This is a genomic window from Streptomyces sp. NPDC058001 (assembly GCF_042886315.1).
GTDB lineage: Bacteria > Actinomycetota > Actinomycetes > Streptomycetales > Streptomycetaceae > Streptomyces.
On the sequence record NZ_JBHVQT010000006.1, the window covers coordinates 1 to 17284 of the forward strand.

Consider the following 17284-nt stretch of genomic DNA (forward strand, 5'->3'; position numbering starts at 1 on the left):
TGTTTTGGGCCTCTGTGGGGGGGCGGGGGGGGGGGGCCCCCCGTCTGCCGCGTCCCCCCTATGCGCGGTTGGGGGGGGGCCCCAACCGCGCCCCCCCCCACGGATCCGTCGTCCCCCGAACAGCCGGACCCACCACGTGGGCCGAACAGGTGGAGCGCGTGCACCGGCACTTGTGCGCCTAAACCCGAGCCGGCCCCAAGTGGCCGCCACCGCACGGACATTGGTCCACTCCACTGACGCGCCGCAGGCGGTGTCACCGCCAGCGCGAAACCCCGCTCCGACCCGGCTTGACGTGCGAACTTCCTTTTCCTGGGCATGATTGACGGATCGTCTGCGAGCCGATACCACTGACCCACATTCGGCTCGCACGCCCCATCGCGCTCGACCGTCCCGGGAGGCACTCTTTGCGAGGATCCGCCACTGACCGCACACCGGCCGTACGCGGCCGGTCGCTCCGGACGGCGGGGGTGGTCGCGTCGGCCGCGCTGCTGCTGCCCCTCCTCGGTGCCGCGCCGTCCGGGGCGCAGGCGCCCTCGGCATCCGGCGCGGGCTCCGCGGCAGGTCTCCAGCACGCGTTCGCGTCCGCCGCCGGCACCTACCACGTACCGCAGAGCGTGCTGCTCGGCGTGTCCTACCTCCAGTCACGCTGGGACCAGCACGCGGGCGCGCCCAGCGTGACCGGCGGCTACGGCCCGATGCACCTCACGGACGCGCGTACCGCGCTCGCGGGCGCGCAGCATCACAGTGAGGGCGCCGAGGATCCGCGCGGCGACGCCTCACGGCCCGCTCTCGTGCCCACCGCGAAGGTGCCGGAGCCGTCCCAACTGCCCGCGCGGCTCAAGACGTTGACAAAGGCGGCCCGGCTCACCGGCCTTCCCGCCGCCGAACTGCGCACGGACCCGGCCGCGAACGTGCGCGGTGGCGCCGCGCTCCTCGCGGACGCGCAGAAACGGCTCGGCAAGACGCTCAGCGACGATCCGGCGGACTGGTACGGGGCCGTCGCCGCGTTCTCCGGCGCCGATGACACCGCCACGGCGGCGACTTACGCCAACGATGTCTTCGCGGTGATCCGGGACGGCGCCGAGCGCACCACCGACAGCGGGCAGCGGGTCGCCCTCGCGCCGGAGCCCGGCCTTGAGCCGGATGCCGCACAGCTACGGAAGGCGGGGCTGCGGAAGGCGGCCGACGGTGCCACGGAGTGCCCGGCGACGGTGGCGTGCGAGTGGGTTCCGGCGCCGTACGCGGAGTTCGGCGACAGGGACTACGGCAACCACGATCTGGCGGACCGCCCCAAGGACCAGAGCGTCGACGCCATCGTGGTGCACGACACCGAGGGGTCCTGGGACGTCTCGCTGAAGCTGGTGCAGGACCCGACGTATCTGGCGTGGCACTACACCATCCGGTCCACGGACGGGCATATCGCGCAGCACGTGAAGACGAAGGACGTCGGCTGGCAGGCGGGCAACTGGTACGTCAACGCCCACTCGGTCGGCATCGAGCACGAGGGTTTCCTCGCGAACCCGGACGCCTGGTACACGGAGGCGATGTACCGGACATCGGCGCGGCTGGTGCGGTACCTCGCGAAGAAGTACGACATCCCGCTGGACCGGCAGCACATCCTCGGCCACGACAACGTGCCGGGGACGACCAGCGCGAATGTGCCGGGGATGCACACGGACCCGGGCCCGTACTGGGACTGGCAGCACTACTTCACCCTGATGGGCAAGCCGTTCCAGCGGACGGCGGGCGCCAAGGGCGACCTGGTCACGGTGGCGCCGGACTACGCGAAGAACAAGCCGGCGTACACGGGCTGCGCCAAGGCGGGTGAGGCGTGCGCGCCGCACGGCTCCGGCGCGGTCCGGGTGCACACGGCGCCGAGTGACGACGCGCCCCTGATCAAGGACATCGGGCTGCGGCCGGGCGGCCAGGACTCGACGATCGACGTGAACGACGTCGGGGCGCGCCTTTCCACCGGTCAGCAGTACGCGGTGGCGGAGCGCCAGGGCGACTGGACGGCGGTCTGGTACCTCGGTCAGAAGGCGTGGTTCAAGAACCCGAAGAAGCAGCCCACCGCCGTCGCCGCGCAGGGCCTGGTGGTGACCCCGAAGGCGGGCCGGACGGACATTCCGGTGTACGGGCGTGCCTACCCGGAGAAGGAGGCGTACCCGGCGGACGTACCGGTCCAGGCGGTCTCACCGCTCCCGTACAAGCTGCCCGCCGGGCAGCGGTACGTGGTCGGCCAGAAGGTGGCGGGCGAGTACTACTACGCGACCACCTTCGACACGACACCGCACCGCGTGGTGCGCGGCACGGACGAGTACTACGAGATCCAGTTCGGGCACCGCGTGGAGTATGTGCGGGCGGCCGACGTCGACGTGGTCCGCGTCCGGTAGTCGGACGCCCCGCACAATAGGGTCCGGGCCTTCACGGGGGAGGCCCGGACCCTTTTGTGCGTACGCCCTTCAGTCGAAGACGCGGCGCCGGCCCGCGCGGGCCTTGAACGTGATCTCGCCGCCCTCGACGAGAACGCAGCGCACGGTCAGCCGGCGGGTGGCGGCCGGGGTGATCACGACGCGGGTCGCACGGCCGGCCGCCCAGTCGATGTCGACGGTGGCGCCGCCCCGGGCCCGCAGCCCCCGCACCGAGCCGTTCGGCCAGGCCGCGGGCAGTGCGGGCAGTACCTCGATCACCCCGAACTGGCTCTGCAGCAGCATCTCCACGACGCCCGACGTGGCGCCGAAGTTGCCGTCGATCTGGAACGGTGGATGAGTGTCCCAGAGGTTCGGCAGGGTCGAGGACTTGAGCTGCTCGCTGAGCATCTTGTGGGCGTGGTTCCCGTCCCGCAGCCGCGACCAGAAGTTGATCTTCCATGCCTTGGACCAGCCGGTGCCGCCGTCGCCGCGCGCGGTCAGGGACACCTTCGCCGCGTCGGCCCACGCGCTGCCGGGTTCGATCTGCCGGCCGGGGTGCAGGGCGTACAGATGGGAGACATGGCGGTGGTCGTCGGTCGGGCCGTCCCGGTCGGTCTTCCACTCCTGGAGCTGGCCCCAGGAGCCGATGCGCAGACCGGGGTCGAGCGCGCCGAGTGCCTGTTCGAGTTCGGTGCGGAACGCGGCGGTGTCGCCGAGGGTGCCGGCGGCCTCCAGGGTGTTGGTGAACAGGTCGTGGACGATCTGCTGGGACATCGCGGCGCCGGCGGTGAAGTCGCCGTGCTCCGGCGAGTAGCTGGGCGAGACCACGAGGGTGCCGTCGCGCGGGTCGGTGTGCAGGTGGTCGAGCCAGAACTGCGCGGCCTCCTTCATCACCGGATACGCGGTGGTGCGCAGATAGTCCGTGGAGCCGCTGAACCGGTAGTGCTCGTAGAGCTGGGCGGTGAGCCAGGCGGCGGCCTCGGGGAACCAGAAGGAGGTCGCCCAGTCGTGGACTCCGGTGAAGCCGTACGGGTTGGTCTCGTTGTGGACGACCCAGCCGCGCGCCCCGAACATCTCCTGCGCGGTCCGCCGCCCGGGTGCCCGCAGCGCCTCCACGAAACGGTCGTACGGGGCCGTGGTCTCGGGCAGGTTGGCGGCCTCGGCGAGCCAGTAGTTCATCTGGAGGTTGATGTTGACGTGGTAGTCGGCGGACCAGGGCGGGCTGGGGCTGTTGTTCCATACGCCCTGGAGGTTCGCGGGCAGCGAGCCGGGCCGCGACGAGGCGATGAGGAGGTAGCGGCCGTACTGGAAGAAGAGGGCTTCCAGGGCCCGGTCGTCGGTGCTCGGTCCGCCGGTGTAGCGGGCGAGGAGCTGGTCGGTGGACACATCGGCGGGCACGGTCTGGCGGATGTCGAGGGCGACCCGGCCGAACAGGGCGCGATGGTCGGCGACATGGCGTTCGCGGAGGGACGCGTAGGTACGGGCGGCTGCCGCGTCGACGGTCCGGGTCACGGCCGCGTGGGGGTCGTCGCCGCGGTACGCCGGATAGGTGTCGGCGTAGCTCGTTGCGGCGGCGAGGACGAACCAGGCGTGGTCGGCGCCGGTCACGGTGAGGGTGCCGTTGCCGCTGGTGAGGGTGCCGCCCTGATGGCGTACGCGGATCTGTGCCTCGAAGCGCAGGCCGTTGTCGGCGAGGGTGCCGCGCACCGTGATCCGGTCACCGGCGGCGGTGGCCGTGAAGTCCGCGCGGGGCGAGGTGTAACGCAGGGTGAGGCCGACGGTGCCGGGGCGGTCGGAACCGAGGCGGCCGACGATGACGCCGTCCGGGTTCGAGGCGAAGAACTCGCGTGCGTGGGTGACCCCGACGTCGGTGTAGGTGACGTCCGCGACGGCGTCGGCGAGGTCGAGGCCGCGCCGGTACGACGCGGGGGTGGTCGTGGGGGCGCCGGGGACGTCCAGGTGGAGGTCGCCGAAGGTCTGGTGGGCGCCGTAGCCGGCCCGGGACTGGCCGAGGCGGGCGGCGACGGCTTCAGGGGTGAGGGAGGTCTGCTGGTCGAGGTCGCGCCGTACCGCGTCGAGGGCGCCGGGGCGGGGGGAGCGCCAGTTGCCGTGGTCGTAGCCCTGCGCCGAGCCGGGGCCGCCGGTCCACAGGGTCTTCTCGTCGAACTGGACATGTTCGGAGGCGAGGGTGCCGAAGATCATGGCGCCCAGGGCGCCGTTCCCCACCGGCAGGGCCTCGCGTTCCCAGTCGGCGGCCGGGGTCCGGTACCAAAGCCGCAAGTCATCCGATGTATCGGCTTGGGCTGTCGCGCCCTCGACAGCTTCTGCCGTACCGACCGGCACGGTTCCGGTCAGCGCGACCGCGCCCACACCGCCGATGGCGGTCTTCATGGTGGTTCTACGGGTGATCCCTGGAGACATGCCCCTTGACGCTAGAGATCGGATCTCAATTCGACAAGGGGCATGACAAAAACCGGGTCCTCCTGGGAGGACCCGGTGGGTGGTGGCCTGTGGTTCAGCCCTGCTGGAACAGTTCCGCGGGCAGCGGCTTCAGGAGTGCGTACAGATCGTCCGTGATGGGCCGGTCCCAGGCCGCGATGGTGACGAGCACCTTGTCGCTGCGGTCGAACTGGACACAGGCGATCCGGCTCTCCGAGAGCTTCACGCGGCGCACGATCAGCAGGTTGTCGCCCTGCATCACGGGCATGTCCTCGGTGCCGACGACGGTGACCTCTTCGTCGTTCTCCAGGGCGAGGAGGAGTTGGGCGACTTCGAAGGGGACCTGGTCGTCGGCGACCTCGCGGGCCGGGGAGCCCTCGGGCAGATTGCCGATGATCATCGCGGGGCCGCGCCCGCCGAACAGGTCGTAGCGCAGGAACACGCCCTGGCAGCTCCCGTCGGGCGCGGGCAGCAGCCCCGCGCCGAGGTTGCCCGGCCAGTCGCCCGGGTCCATGGCCAGGACGTCGAAGTCCGGGCCCGCGGGAGTGGCGGCGCTGCGTCGGCGGAGGAAGGACATGCCGCCATGGTACGTGTCCCGGGCCCTGTTCCGCCCCGGGGGCGGAGGTGGCCGGGGGCGTGTGGCCTAGAGGGCTCCCGGCGCGCGGAGTGCCCCGGTGCGCTCCTCGATCACGAGCGGGTCGGCCGCGGTGGCCCGGGGCCGGCGGGGCCGCAGTCCCGCGGCGGTGAGTTCGGCGCGGGCGCGCTCCGCGAGACCGTCGGCGCCGCACCGCTCGGCCAGGTCGCAGCCTCGGTAGAGCTGCTCGGCGGCCTCGTCCGGGCGTCCCGCGCGGCGCAGTTCGCCGCTCAGGGCGACCACGGCGCACGCCAACTCGTATGCGGCGGGCGACTGTTCGAGATGTCCGACCGCCTCGTCGAGGAGCCCCACGCGCGCGGCGGGGGGTGACACCTCGGCGGCGACGCGCAGGGCCTGTCCGACGGCGGACGGGGCGCCGTACAGGCGGGCCCGGTCGACGGCCTCAAGGGCGGTGATCAGGGCCTGCTCGGGCGCGCCGTGCGCCTGGGCTCGGGCGAGGTGGAGCTGCCAGGGGCACCAGGCGGGATTGCGCATGCCGCGCCGCTCCAACCGGTCTCCCACGGCGGTGAGTTCGGTGATGGCCTCCTCGATCAGGCCCTGGGCGAGGAGGAGTTCGCCGTACACCGCCTGGGCGTCCGGGAACACGACCGCGGCGGGGAACGGTGCCGCGAACGCGTAGTCGGCGGCGAGCCGTCCGGCCTCGGCGACGCGGCCCCGGGCGAGCAGGATCTCGACGAGTGTGCCGACGGCGTACCAGAGGACGGGGACACCGGGGCCGACCCGTTCGGCGAGGCGGAGGCCCGCGCGCGCGAACTCCTCGGCCTCGGCGAGCAGACCGCGCCGGAAGCGGACATAGCCCAACAGGGTGTATCCGAAGGCGAGATGGGCGCCGCGCCAGCCCTGGTGCTCGAAGTCGGCGATACCGGCCGCGAACAGCTCTTCGGTCCGCGCGTGCCGGTCGGCGTACATGAAGGTGAGCGCGACCAGCACGGGTACCTCGAAGCCGCGGTCGACGTCCGCCCAGCCGAGCCCGCCGACCAGAGCGCGTTCGGCGTGGCGCACGGCGACGTCCGCCGGTTCGCCGCGCAGGGTGGCGTCCCAGGCGCGCAGGCCGATGACATACCGCTCGGTGAGGTCGCGTCCTGGCAGCCGGTCGGCGAGCCGGGTCAGCCGGCGGGAACGGGCCGGTGATTCGGGTTCGTCGGCGCGGAACGCGTCCCACATGAACTGCTCGGCCTGCATCCGCAGCCGGACCTTGGGGTCGGTGGTGAGCGGGATCTCGCGGGCGAGGGTCTCGGAGGCTTCGGCGAGGCGGTCGCTGTGGGCGAGGACCTGGGAGAGCCGGTAGACGATGCCCTGGCGCAACTCCGGTTCCGCCACGGGCTCTTCGAGGGCGGCGCGGAGATGGTTGACGGTGGTCGCGGGTTCGGTGAGCAGGGAAGCGCAGCCCAGTTCGTACAGGACGTGGGCACGCTCGGAGGGGGTCGGGGGTTCGCGCAGGGCGCGGGCGAGGTGGGCGCGGGCGGCGTCCGGGGCGCCGGCGCGCAGGGTGTCGCGGGCGGCCTCACGGAGTTGTCCGACGATCCACCGGTCGCCGTCGGGGTGGGTCTCCAGGAGGTGCCGGGCGGCTGCCGCGGCGCCGCGTCCCTCGTTGATCAGGCACCAGGCCGCCTGGCCGTGCAGGGCGACGCGGACCCCGGTCGGGATGGCCCGGTACACGGCGGTCGCGATCAGCGGGTGGACGAACTCCAGGATGTCGGCGCCGGTGAGGATGCGGGCGCCGCGCAGCCGGTCGGCGGCGTCGGCGGCCTCCTCGCCGCCGAGTCCGGCGACGGCGGCGGCGAGCGCGGGCGGGATCTCGGTGCCGAGGACGGCGCAGGCCCAGGCGAGGCGGACCGTGGAGGTGCCGAGGCGTTCCATGCGGGCGATCAGGCCGCTGCCCTTGACCGCCGCCGCGAGGTCCCGCAGCAGATGGGCGCCGGCGCCGGTCGGGTCCAGGCCCCGGTCCCGTACCTTCGCGGTGAGTTCGACCGCCTCGAAGGGGTTGCCCGAGGTGACCGCCCAGCACTCGCGGCAGAACGCGTCGTCGGCGTGGGCGCCCACGTCCTCGCGGACCATACGGGCCACGGCGGGAGCGCTGAGGGGTTCGAGGTCGATGGGGCGCTGTCCGGCGCGGCCGGGCAGTCCGCGGAACGACTCGGCGTGCTCGGGAAGTTCCTCGGGCCGGTAGGCGACGACGAGCAGCAGGGGCAGTTGTTCGGCGCGTGGTGCGAACGCGGCGAGCCAGCCCAGGGATTCGGGGTCCGCCCAGTGCGCGTCGTCCAGGACGAGGACCATCGGGGCGCGCCGGACGGCGAGATGGGTGAGCACCCAGTCGAGTCCGTCCCGCAGGCCCTGCGGGTCGGGCGGCGCGCCGTGTTCGGGCGGTGCGCACAGCCCGAGCGCCGGGCCGACGATGGCGTACCAACTCCCCAGGGACGCCTGGAGTTCCGCCTCGGACCGGTCGGCGAGCTGTGGCTGGACGAGTTGGCGCGCGACGTGGAAGGCGACACGCTGTTCCTGGTCGCCGCCGCGGGCGGAGACGACGGTGCAGCCCTGGGCGGTGGCCCGGCGGCGCACTTCGGCGAGGAGTGCCGTCTTGCCGAGGCCCGCGCGGGCGGAGAAGGCGAGCAGGGCGCCGTGGGGCCGGTCCGGGGGTTCGGCGCCGTGCGCGCCCAGCCCGGTCAGTTCCGCCAACGCCTCGTCGACGGCGGCCAGTTCGGCCTCCCGTTCGAAGAGCGTCCTTCGTCCGCGCAGGACGCGCTGCCCCATCTGCCACCCCCAGCCACGGAGGGACGTCCGGCACAGGGGGCCGGGCGCTCCGTGACGCTCAAGCCACTCAGCGTACGCCTGACGGGGAATGATGTCAGACGGTGGAGCGGTGCCGTTCGTGATGGCGGGCGACGCGGGCGCGGTTGCCGCAGGACGGCTTGCACCACTCCTGGCGCGGATGCTCCTTAAGGAAGTAGCGGACGCAGCGCGGCGCGTGGCAGGCGCGCAGGCGGGTGCGGTCGGGGCCCGTGAGAAAGGCGAGGGCGGCGGTGGCGAGCACGGCGGCGAGCAGATCCGCGCCGGTGGCGGGCCCCACGGGCGCGTGCCGTACGACGGGTTCCGCGTCCTCGGTCCAGTGCAGGACGGGCACGGTGGGGACGCGGCCTGCCGCCGTGTTGAGCCGGGCGACCGCGTCCGCCGCCGGGAGCAGCCGGTGGGCGTCGGCCGGGCTGGGCTCGCCGGGGTGGACGGCGTGGGCGAACAGGGCGCGGACGGCGGCCCGTACCTCGCGGACGGCGGCGAGGGATGCCGCGTCGGCGGTGAAGGGGGTGTCGGATGCGCACACCGCTGTCAGCGTGTCCTGCCGCTCCCGCACCCAGTGGGTCAGCCCGCTCGGTTCGGTGAGGTCGTCGGTGACGCGCCCGTGCCCATCGTGGCGGACGGTGAGGGCGAGGTCCAGCGCGAGCGGCGAGGCGTCCATGGGCCCATGATAGGGCGCGCTAATGATACGGTCGCGCCCATCCATTAGCGGGCGCGCGGCTCCGGCGGGCTCAAGGCCGGGCGAAGGTGTGTCGGTGGACGAAAACGGCGTGATCAATTACTGGCGTGCCCGATCCGGCCATGTTCCGGATGACGTATGGGAGCACCCGGCCCCGAAGACCCTGATCCTCGCCGACAACGACCTCAAGGACCTGCCCGCCCGCATCGGCACCCTCACCTCGCTGCACACCCTCGACCTCGGGCACAACCACCTCACCCGCCTCCCGGACGAGTTGGGCGACCTCACAGCCCTGGACCGCTTCCTGTACGTGCACGACAACCGGCTCACGGAGCTGCCCGCGTCGCTGGGCCGGCTGACCCGGCTCGCGTACCTCAATGTCGGCGAGAACCAGCTCACTTCCCTGCCCGACACCTTCGGCGACCTGGCCGGACTCGTGGAACTGCGGGCGCAGCACAACCGGTTGGAGTCGCTTCCCGCGTCGCTGGGCGGGCTCGGCGCCCTGCGGGAGCTGTGGCTGCGCGGCAACCGGCTCACGGAACTGCCGGATTCCGTGAGCGCGTTGCGGGAGCTGAGGGAACTGGAGCTGCGGGATAACGCGTTCACCGAGGTCCCGGCAGCGTTGCGCGGACTGCCGCTGCTGCGGCGGCTCGATCTGCGGGGCAACCGGATACGGCAACTGCCCGGCTGGCTGGCCGAGTTGCCCGCGCTGGAGAAACTCGATCTGCGGTGGAACGCCGTCGAGGTCCCGCACGGACTGCTGCGGGACCTCGAAGGGCGCGGCTGCGTGGTCCTGTACTGACCCACGGCGGTCCCGTACTGACATGCGGTGGTCCCGCACCGACCAGCGGCCGTCAGCTCTCCTCGGGCTCCTCGGGCGGTACCACCGCGATCGGGCTCGACGCGTGCAGCAGAACCGCGTGGGTGACCGAGCCGAGCAGCGGCGCGGGCTTCAGTACACGCCTGCGATGGCGGCCCACGACGACCAGTTCCGCGTCCCTCGACGCCCCGACGATGTGACCCGCCGCGTCACCGGGCGCCGCGATCACGGCGACCCGAACCTCCGGGTGCGCCTCGCGGTAGGGGGCCACGATGTCCTTGATCAGGCCCACCGTGTCCTTCTGGGCGGCCTCCTGGTCGGCGACGGACGGGGTGAATCCACCGGCCGTCGACCATACGTACTCCGGCCACGGGAAGGCGGACACCACGTCGACGCGGGCGCCCATGCGGTCCGCCGCCGCGAAGGCGAAGGCGAGCGTGTGCCCGTCGGGCGCGTCTGCGGACGCGCCGACGACGACGCGCGGGCCGGGCTCCACCCGGGTCTCGCCCCGCACCTCGCGTCCGGGGCGCGGCACGATCACGACGGGGCAGTCGGCGTCCCGTGCGGCGGCCATGCCGTTGGAGCCGAGCAGCAGGCTGGCGAAGCCGCCGCGCCCCCGGGAGCCGAGCACCAGGAGCTGCGCGCCCGCGCCCAACTGGGGGACGACCGCGGCGGGCGAGCCCTCCATGTCCACGTACTCGACGGGCGGCAGGTCCGCACGGTCCGCGAGCGCGGCGCGTACCTGGCCGAGCACGGGGTCCTCGGTCGGTTCCGGCGGTCCGGCGACCAGGACGTCGGGCTGGGTCCAGGCGGCGTACTGGCGCACGTGGACGACGCGGAGTGTCGCTCCGCGTCGTCCCGCTTCCGTCACGGCCCACTGAAGGGCGCGCAGACTGTCGTCCGATCCGTCCACCGCGGCGATGACGGGCAGGGTGCTCATGGGTTCCTCGTCTCCGGCACTGAGCCATGATCGGCTGGTTCCCGATCCAGCCTCGCTCACACGAGGGCCGCACGGCAGGGCCGAAGGTCCCGTGTCCGAAGATTTCGAGAATTCCCCCGGGGTCGGAGCCGTCGGCCGGCTCAGGTCAGATCGAACTCTCCCTCGCGTGCCCCCAGTACGAACGCGCCCCACTCGGCCGGGGTGAAGATGAGCGAAGGGCTTTCGGCGCGACCGCTGTTGCGCATCGCGATGAAGCCTTCGACGAAGGCGATCTGAACGTCGCCCCGTCCCCCGCTGCTTGAGTGCCAGTCCGCGTTGCTCAGATCCAGTTCGGGCTTCTCCCACCCCGCGAGCGGGTAATCCTGGGTGGTGCTTTCGGCCACGTCCGTGCTCCTCCCGATGCGTCGTCCGCGGCCAGCCTAGCGATCGGTCAGGGCGCAGCACAGGCCGCGGGAGAGGGTCGTCGTCCGGCCATCGCCGTACTCCGTTCAGGTGTTCGGGGGCTCGGATCCGACGAGCCACATGGCGAAGAACTGCGAGCCGCCGCCGTAGGCATGGCCGAGGACCCGGCGGGCGCCGTCGATCTGGTGCTCACCCGCCTGTCCGCGCACCTGGAGCGCCGCCTCGGCGAAGCGGATCATGCCGGAGGCGCCGATGGGATTGGTGGACAGGACTCCGCCGGACATGTTGACGGGCAGGTCGCCGTCGAGTTCGGTGACGCCGGACTCGGTGAGTTTCCAGCCCTCGCCCTCGGCGGCGAAGCCCAGGTTCTCCAGCCACATCGGCTCGTACCAGGAGAACGGCACGTACATCTCGACGGCGTCGATGTCGCGCCGCGGGTCGGCGATCCCGGCCTGCCGGTAGACATCGGCGGCGCAGTCCCGGCCGGCCTGCGGGGACACGAAGTCCTTGCCCGCGAAGAGGGTGGGCTCGCTGCGCATCGCGCCGCCGTGCAGCCACGCGGCGGGGCTTGGCGCGCGGGCGGCTCCCGCGCGGTCGGTGAGGACCATGGCGCAAGCGCCGTCGGACGACGGGCAGGTCTCGGAGTAGCGGATCGGGTCCCAGAGCATCGGGGACGCCTGGACCTTCTCCAGCGTGATGTCACGCTCGTGGAGATGCGCGTACGGGTTCTTCAGGGCGTTGCGGCGGTCCTTGTACGCGACGAGGGAGCCGATGGCGTCGGGGGCGCCGGTGCGCCGCATGTAGGCGCGGACATGCGGGGCGAAGAAACCGCCGGCGCCCGCGAGCAGGGGCTGCTGGAAGGGGATCGGCAGGGACAGGCCCCACATGGCGTTGGACTCGGACTGCTTCTCGAAGGCGAGGGTGAGGACGGTGCCGTGGACGCGGGCGGCGACGAGGCCCGCGGCGACGAGCGCGGTGGAGCCGCCGACGGAGCCCGCGGTGTGGACGCGGAGCATCGGTTTGCCGACGGCGCCGAGCGCGTCGGCGAGATACAGCTCGGGCATCATGACGCCCTCGAAGAAGTCGGGCGCCTTGCCGATGACGACGGCGTCGATGTCCGCCCAGGTCAACTCGGCGTCCGCGAGCGCGCGCAGCGCGGCCTCACGCACCAGTCCCGCGAGGGACACATCACGCCGGGCGGCGACGTGTTTCGTCTGGCCGATCCCGACGACGGCGACGGGTTCCTTGCCGGCCTGGCTGTGGACACTCATCGGGGATCTCCCTCCAGTACGGCGACCAGGTTCTGTTGCAGGCAGGGGCCCGAGGTGGCGTGGGCGAGCGCCCGGTCGGACGCGCCCCGGTGGATGCGGGTGGCGGCCTCGCCGATACGGATCAGGCCCGCGGCCATGACCGGGTTCGCGGCGAGCGCGCCACCGGACGGGTTGACGGTCACGGAGTCGTCGAGCCGCAGCGCCTTGCGCAGGACGACTTCCTGGGAGGTGAACGGGGCGTGCAACTCGGCGGTGTCGACGGGCCGTTCGAACGCGCCGGCCTTCTCGGCGGCGAGGCGTGCGGACGGCGCGTCGGTGAGGTCGCGTATGCCGAGGGAGTGGGCGTCGATGCGGTGGTCGATGCCGCGGATCCAGGCGGGCCGTGCGCACAGGTCCCGGGCCCGCTCCCCCGCCGCGAGGATCACGGCGGCGGCGCCGTCGCCGATCGGCGGGCAGTCGCCGGTGCGCAGCGGGCTCACGACGTACTCGCCCTGGGGCCGGGCGCCCCGGATCTGGGCGTGCGGGTTGTCGGCGGCGGCGTCCCTGCCGCGCGTGGCGACGGCGGCGAGTGCCGGTTCGTCGGTGTCGCCCGCGTCGATGAGGGCGCGTGCCTGGAGTGCGGCGAGCGCCACCGCGTCGGGCCAGAGCGGGGCGACGTAGTACGGGTCGAGTTGGCGGGTGAGGACGTCGCGGACCGAGCCGGGCGACGACTTGCCGTAGGAGTAGACGAGAGCGGTGTCCGCCTCGCCGGTGAGGAGTTTCGTCCATGCCTCGTACAGGGCCCAGGCGCCGTCCATCTCGACATGGGACTCGGCGATCGGCGGCCAGGCGCCGACTCCGTCGAGGGCCATGGTGAAGGAGAACGCGCGGCCCGCGAGGTAGTCGCTGGAGCCGGAGCAGGTGAACCCGATGTCGCTGGTCTTGAGGCCGGTCTGCCGGAACACCTCGTGCAGCACCGGCATCAGCATCTCGACCTCGGACTGCTCGTCGGTCCTGCGCAGATGGTCGGTCTGCGCGAACGCCACGACGGCGATGTCCCGGCGGGCCCCGGACTGCGTCGCCATCTACACCAGCTCCTTGTACGTGTCGTAGTCCGCGTCGGGTTCGCCGGTGGGCCGGTAGTGGTCGGGGAAGCGGCTGCCCTCGGTCCATACGGGTGTCACGCGCAGGCCCATCCGCACCTGGTCGTAGGGGATGCCGCCGATGCGTCCGTGCAGCGCGAGGTCGGCGCCGTCGAGGGCGATGTGCGCGTAGACGTAGGGCACTTCGATGTCGAGGTTCTTCGCCTTGATGTTGACGATGCAGTACGTGGTGACGGTGCCGGCCGGGCCGACCTCGACGTGGTCGGTGGTGGCGACCCCGCAGGTGGGGCAGGCACCGCGCGGTGGGACGTACACCTTGTGGCAGGACGGGCAGCGTTCGCCGACGGTGCGCCGTTCGGCGAGGGCGGCGAGGTGGTCGGTCTGGGCGCGGCCGGGGCTGTAGGTGTAGTCCAGGCGCGCGGGGGCGACGATGCCGGTGACGGCGTCCGCGAACTCGCCGCTGTGACCGCCGGGTTGGGCGGGCGGCCCGTCGTACGGTTCGAAGCAGGCGATGTCCGTGATGGCGCCGGTGCGTGTCACGGCCCAGCGGACACGGACGCGCAGTCCGGTGCGGACGCTGTCGGGTCCGGGGGCGTCGAGGGCGTGCAGCAGCGCGGTGTCGGCGCCGTCGAGCCGGACGAGCACCCAGGCGAAGGGGGTGGTGAGGGGCTGACCGCGCCGGGGCTCGGGGTTCCAGGCCCAGGTGGTGACGGTGCCGGTCGGTGCCACCTCGACCAGATCGCGCAGTTCGTCGGCGGTGACCGGGTCGTATTCGACGGGTGGCACGAGGGTGCGGCCGTCGGTGGTGCGCACACCGAGGACGACCCGTTCGCGCAGCCCGGTGAGGAAGGCGCTCTGGACGGGTCCCAGGGAGCGGGTGAAGGGGAATTCGACGGTGAGGGGGGCGGAGAGGACTTCGGGCACGGGGTCTCCTCGGGTCAGGCGCGCCGGTAAACGGGGGGTCGCTTCTCGGCGAAGGCGCGGGCGCCCTCCTTCGCGTCGGCGGTGTCGAAGATCGGCCAGCCGCGCTTCAGTTCGGCGGCGAGACCGTCGGACTCGGTCATCTCGGCGGTCTCGTACACGGACGCCTTGACGGCCTCGACGGCGAGCGGACCGCAGGCGTTGATCCGCTCGGCGACGGCGAGTGCCGCGTCCAGGGCGGTCCCGTCGGGCACGACGCTCCCGACGAGTCCGATGGCGGCGGCCTCGCGCGCCGCGTAGGGGCGGCCGGTGAGCAGCATCTCCAGGGCATGGGTACGGGGAATCTGCCGCTGGAGCCGGACGGTGGAGCCGCCGATGGGGAACAGACCGCGTCTGACCTCGAACAGCCCGAAGGTCGCCGACTCGCCCGCGATCCGGATGTCGGTGCCCTGGAGGATCTCGGTGCCGCCCGCGACACAGGGACCCTCGACGGCGGCGACGACCGGTTTGCGGGGGCGGTGGTGGCGCAGCATCGCCTTCCAGTGCAGATCGGGGTCGGCGGTCATCCGGTCCCGGTACTTCTGACCGTCCATGCCCTGGCCCGCGAGGGCCTTGAGGTCCATGCCCGCGCAGAACGCGCCGCCCGCGCCGGTGAGGACGATCGAGCGGATCGCGTCGTCCGCGTCGGCCTCCAGCCAGCCGTCGTACAGGCCGACCAGCATCGGCAGCGAGAGCGCGTTCCTGGCCTCCGGTCGGTTGAGCGTGAGGACGAGTGTGGCGCCTTCGCGCCGCACGGTGAGGTGCTCCGTCCCACCCGTCGCCGACGCGCCGGCCGACGATCCACCCGTCGCCGACTCGCCCGCCGTCGATCCACCCTTCGCCGATCCATCCGTCGGCGATGCGCCCGTCGCCGTCTCACCCGTCGCTGATTCACCCATGGCCGTCCTCCCGTCGTCAGACTGGAACAGGTTGCAGTAGGCCGGGGCCCAGTTCAATAGTTTTCTGACACTCAGTCAGATTTCTTGTGCGGGGACCCTTCCCACTTGAGGGCGCCTCTGCTCTGATGACCGCCAAGTCAGTCGCACCGGGGTCAGGAGGAGCGGTGGAGTACAACCTTGCCGACCTGTTCGAATCGGTCGTCGACGTGGTCCCCGACCGCGAGGCACTGGTGTACGTCGATCACCCCGGCACGGGAGCGGAGCGCCGGCTCAGCTATGCCGAACTGGACGCCGCGGCGAACCGGTTCGCCCACCATCTGATCGACAGCGGCATCCGCCCCGGCGAACATCTCGGCCTGCATCTCTACAACGGCGTCGAATACCTCCAGACCGTGCTCGGCTGCCTCAAGGCGCGGGTCGTCCCGGTGAACGTCAACTACCGCTATGTCGAAGAGGAGTTGGCGTACCTCTACCGGGACGCGGACCTGGCGGCACTGGTCTTCGACGCCGAGTTCACCGGGCGCGTGGCGGCGGCACTGCCCCGCGCGCCGGAGCTGCGGCACGTGGTGCGCGTGGGCACTCCGGAGCCGGATGCCCCCGAGGTCGCGGCGGTCGCCTTCACCGACGCCGAGGCGGCGGGCTCCCCGGAGCGGGGCTTCCCGGCCCGCTCGGCGGACGACCAGTTCATCATCTACACCGGCGGCACGACCGGGATGCCCAAGGGCGTGATGTGGCGCCAGGAGGATCTGTTCTTCTCCGGCCTGGGCGGCGGTGCGCCGACCGGTGAGCCGATCGGCAAGCCGGAGGAACTGGCCGAGCGCGTCGCGGCAGGCGGCGACGGCGTCACCTTCTTCCCCACTCCCCCGCTGATGCACGGCACCTCGACCCTCACCGCCTTCATCGGCTTCAACTTCGGCCAACGCGTGGTCGTGCACCGCAAGTTCGTACCGGAAGAGGTACTGCGGACCATCGAGAAGGAGAAGGTCACCAGTGTCTCGCTGGTGGGCGACGCGATGCTGCGCCCGCTGATCGACGCGCTCGACGGGCCGCTGCGCGGTACGGACATGTCGGCGCTGTTCAGCGTGTCGTCGTCCGGCGCGATCATGTCGGAGACGGTGCGCGCGCAGTTCCAGGCGCTGGTGCCGACGGTGATGCTGCTGAACAACTTCGGCTCGTCCGAGTCCGGTTTCAACGGTACGGCGACCGACGACTCGGGCCCGGACAAGGGGTTCCGGCTGCGGGTCAACTCCCGTACGCAGGTGGTGGATCCGGCCACGTACGAGCCGGTCGCGGTCGGTGAGCCGGGGCGGATCGCGCAGCGCGGGCATGTCCCCCTCGGGTACTACAACGACCCGGACAAGACCGCCGAGACCTTCTTCCTCAAGGGCGACGAACGGTGGGTGCTGCTCGGCGACATGGCGACGGTCGACGCGGCCGGGATCGTCACCGTGCTCGGGCGGGGCTCGCAGTGCATCAACACGGGCGGCGAGAAGGTGTACCCCGAGGAGGTCGAGCAGGCCCTCAAGTCCCATCCGGATGTGTACGACGCGCTCGTCGCCGGGGTGCCGGACACCACCTGGGGCCACCATGTGGCGGCGGTCGTCCAGCTCAGGAACGGCGCGGCCGAACCGTCCCTGGACGACATCCAGGTGCACTGCCGTACCCGGCTCGCGGGCTACAAGGTCCCCCGGCAGCTCGTGATCGCCGAGCACATCCAGCGCTCCCCGAGCGGCAAGGCGGACTACCGGTGGGCACGGTCGGTCGCCACGGAGGCCGCCAGGGCGTAGCACCGCCCCGTCGTGCCGCCACCGGCCCGCGCATCTGATCGTCCCCATGCCTTGACGTGCGCCACCACCCCCTGAATTACTGGAGCCGACCAGTCGACCGAATGATCGGTCGGCAGGTGGGGGTACGGTGGACGTGGGCACGGCGAACG

The 17284-nt window shown here is 72.2% G+C and carries 13 protein-coding genes; 3 read left to right on the forward strand and 10 right to left on the reverse strand.

What is annotated here, in order from left to right; genetic code table 11:
• Positions 1–404 precede the first annotated feature (404 nt).
• Positions 405–2393, forward strand: coding sequence for an N-acetylmuramoyl-L-alanine amidase (locus tag ACFVT5_RS15490; protein ID WP_389886723.1), 1989 nt, complete (start codon positions 405–407; stop codon positions 2391–2393).
• Positions 2394–2462: 69 nt separating this feature from the next.
• Here the strand turns inward: ACFVT5_RS15490 and ACFVT5_RS15495 are convergent, their stop codons facing one another.
• The 4 genes from ACFVT5_RS15495 to ACFVT5_RS15510 form a co-directional block, all read right to left on the reverse strand.
• On the reverse strand, positions 2463–4802 hold the full coding sequence (locus ACFVT5_RS15495; RefSeq protein ID WP_389888114.1) for a glycoside hydrolase N-terminal domain-containing protein: 2340 nt from the start codon (positions 4800–4802) through the stop codon (positions 2463–2465).
• Between the two features lie 124 nt (positions 4803–4926).
• On the reverse strand, positions 4927–5427 hold the full coding sequence (locus tag ACFVT5_RS15500; RefSeq protein WP_389886726.1) for a hypothetical protein: 501 nt from the start codon (positions 5425–5427) through the stop codon (positions 4927–4929).
• Positions 5428–5493: 66 nt separating this feature from the next.
• Complete coding sequence (locus tag ACFVT5_RS15505; RefSeq protein ID WP_389886729.1) at positions 5494–8256, reverse strand: ATP-binding protein; 2763 nt, start codon at positions 8254–8256, stop codon at positions 5494–5496.
• 94 nt (positions 8257–8350) lie between these two features.
• Positions 8351–8956, reverse strand: a complete 606-nt coding sequence (locus ACFVT5_RS15510) for a CGNR zinc finger domain-containing protein (protein WP_389886732.1) — start codon at positions 8954–8956, stop codon at positions 8351–8353.
• Positions 8957–9050: 94 nt separating this feature from the next.
• Between ACFVT5_RS15510 and ACFVT5_RS15515 the strand changes: the two genes are divergently transcribed.
• Entirely contained in the window at positions 9051–9776 is a 726-nt protein-coding gene (locus tag ACFVT5_RS15515) for a leucine-rich repeat domain-containing protein (RefSeq protein WP_389886735.1), read from the forward strand.
• A gap of 52 nt (positions 9777–9828) precedes the next feature.
• Here the strand turns inward: ACFVT5_RS15515 and ACFVT5_RS15520 are convergent, their stop codons facing one another.
• The 6 genes from ACFVT5_RS15520 to ACFVT5_RS15545 all read right to left on the reverse strand — a co-directional run bounded on the left by ACFVT5_RS15520 (position 9829) and on the right by ACFVT5_RS15545 (position 15348).
• Positions 9829–10734, reverse strand: a complete 906-nt coding sequence (locus ACFVT5_RS15520; RefSeq protein WP_389886738.1) for a universal stress protein — start codon at positions 10732–10734, stop codon at positions 9829–9831.
• 140 nt (positions 10735–10874) lie between these two features.
• Complete coding sequence (locus ACFVT5_RS15525; RefSeq protein WP_389886741.1) at positions 10875–11117, reverse strand: DUF397 domain-containing protein; 243 nt, start codon at positions 11115–11117, stop codon at positions 10875–10877.
• Positions 11118–11222: 105 nt separating this feature from the next.
• Positions 11223–12407 (reverse strand): thiolase domain-containing protein, encoded by a 1185-nt coding sequence (locus tag ACFVT5_RS15530; RefSeq protein ID WP_389886744.1) that lies wholly within the window; start codon positions 12405–12407, stop codon positions 11223–11225.
• Entirely contained in the window at positions 12404–13471 is a 1068-nt protein-coding gene (locus ACFVT5_RS15535; RefSeq protein WP_389886747.1) for a thiolase domain-containing protein, read from the reverse strand. Before ACFVT5_RS15535 ends, ACFVT5_RS15530 begins: the two co-directional genes overlap by 4 nt.
• Complete coding sequence (locus ACFVT5_RS15540) at positions 13472–14413, reverse strand: Zn-ribbon domain-containing OB-fold protein (RefSeq protein WP_389886749.1); 942 nt, start codon at positions 14411–14413, stop codon at positions 13472–13474.
• A gap of 14 nt (positions 14414–14427) precedes the next feature.
• A complete protein-coding gene (locus ACFVT5_RS15545; RefSeq protein ID WP_389886752.1) occupies positions 14428–15348 on the reverse strand; it encodes a crotonase/enoyl-CoA hydratase family protein in 921 nt (306 codons plus the stop codon).
• Positions 15349–15512: 164 nt separating this feature from the next.
• Here ACFVT5_RS15545 and ACFVT5_RS15550 point away from each other — a divergent pair, with 164 nt between their 5' ends.
• Positions 15513–17135 carry an acyl-CoA synthetase gene (locus tag ACFVT5_RS15550; protein ID WP_389886755.1) on the forward strand — a complete coding sequence of 541 codons (1623 nt, stop codon included), beginning with the start codon at positions 15513–15515 and terminating at the stop codon, positions 17133–17135.
• Positions 17136–17284: the final 149 nt, after the last annotated feature.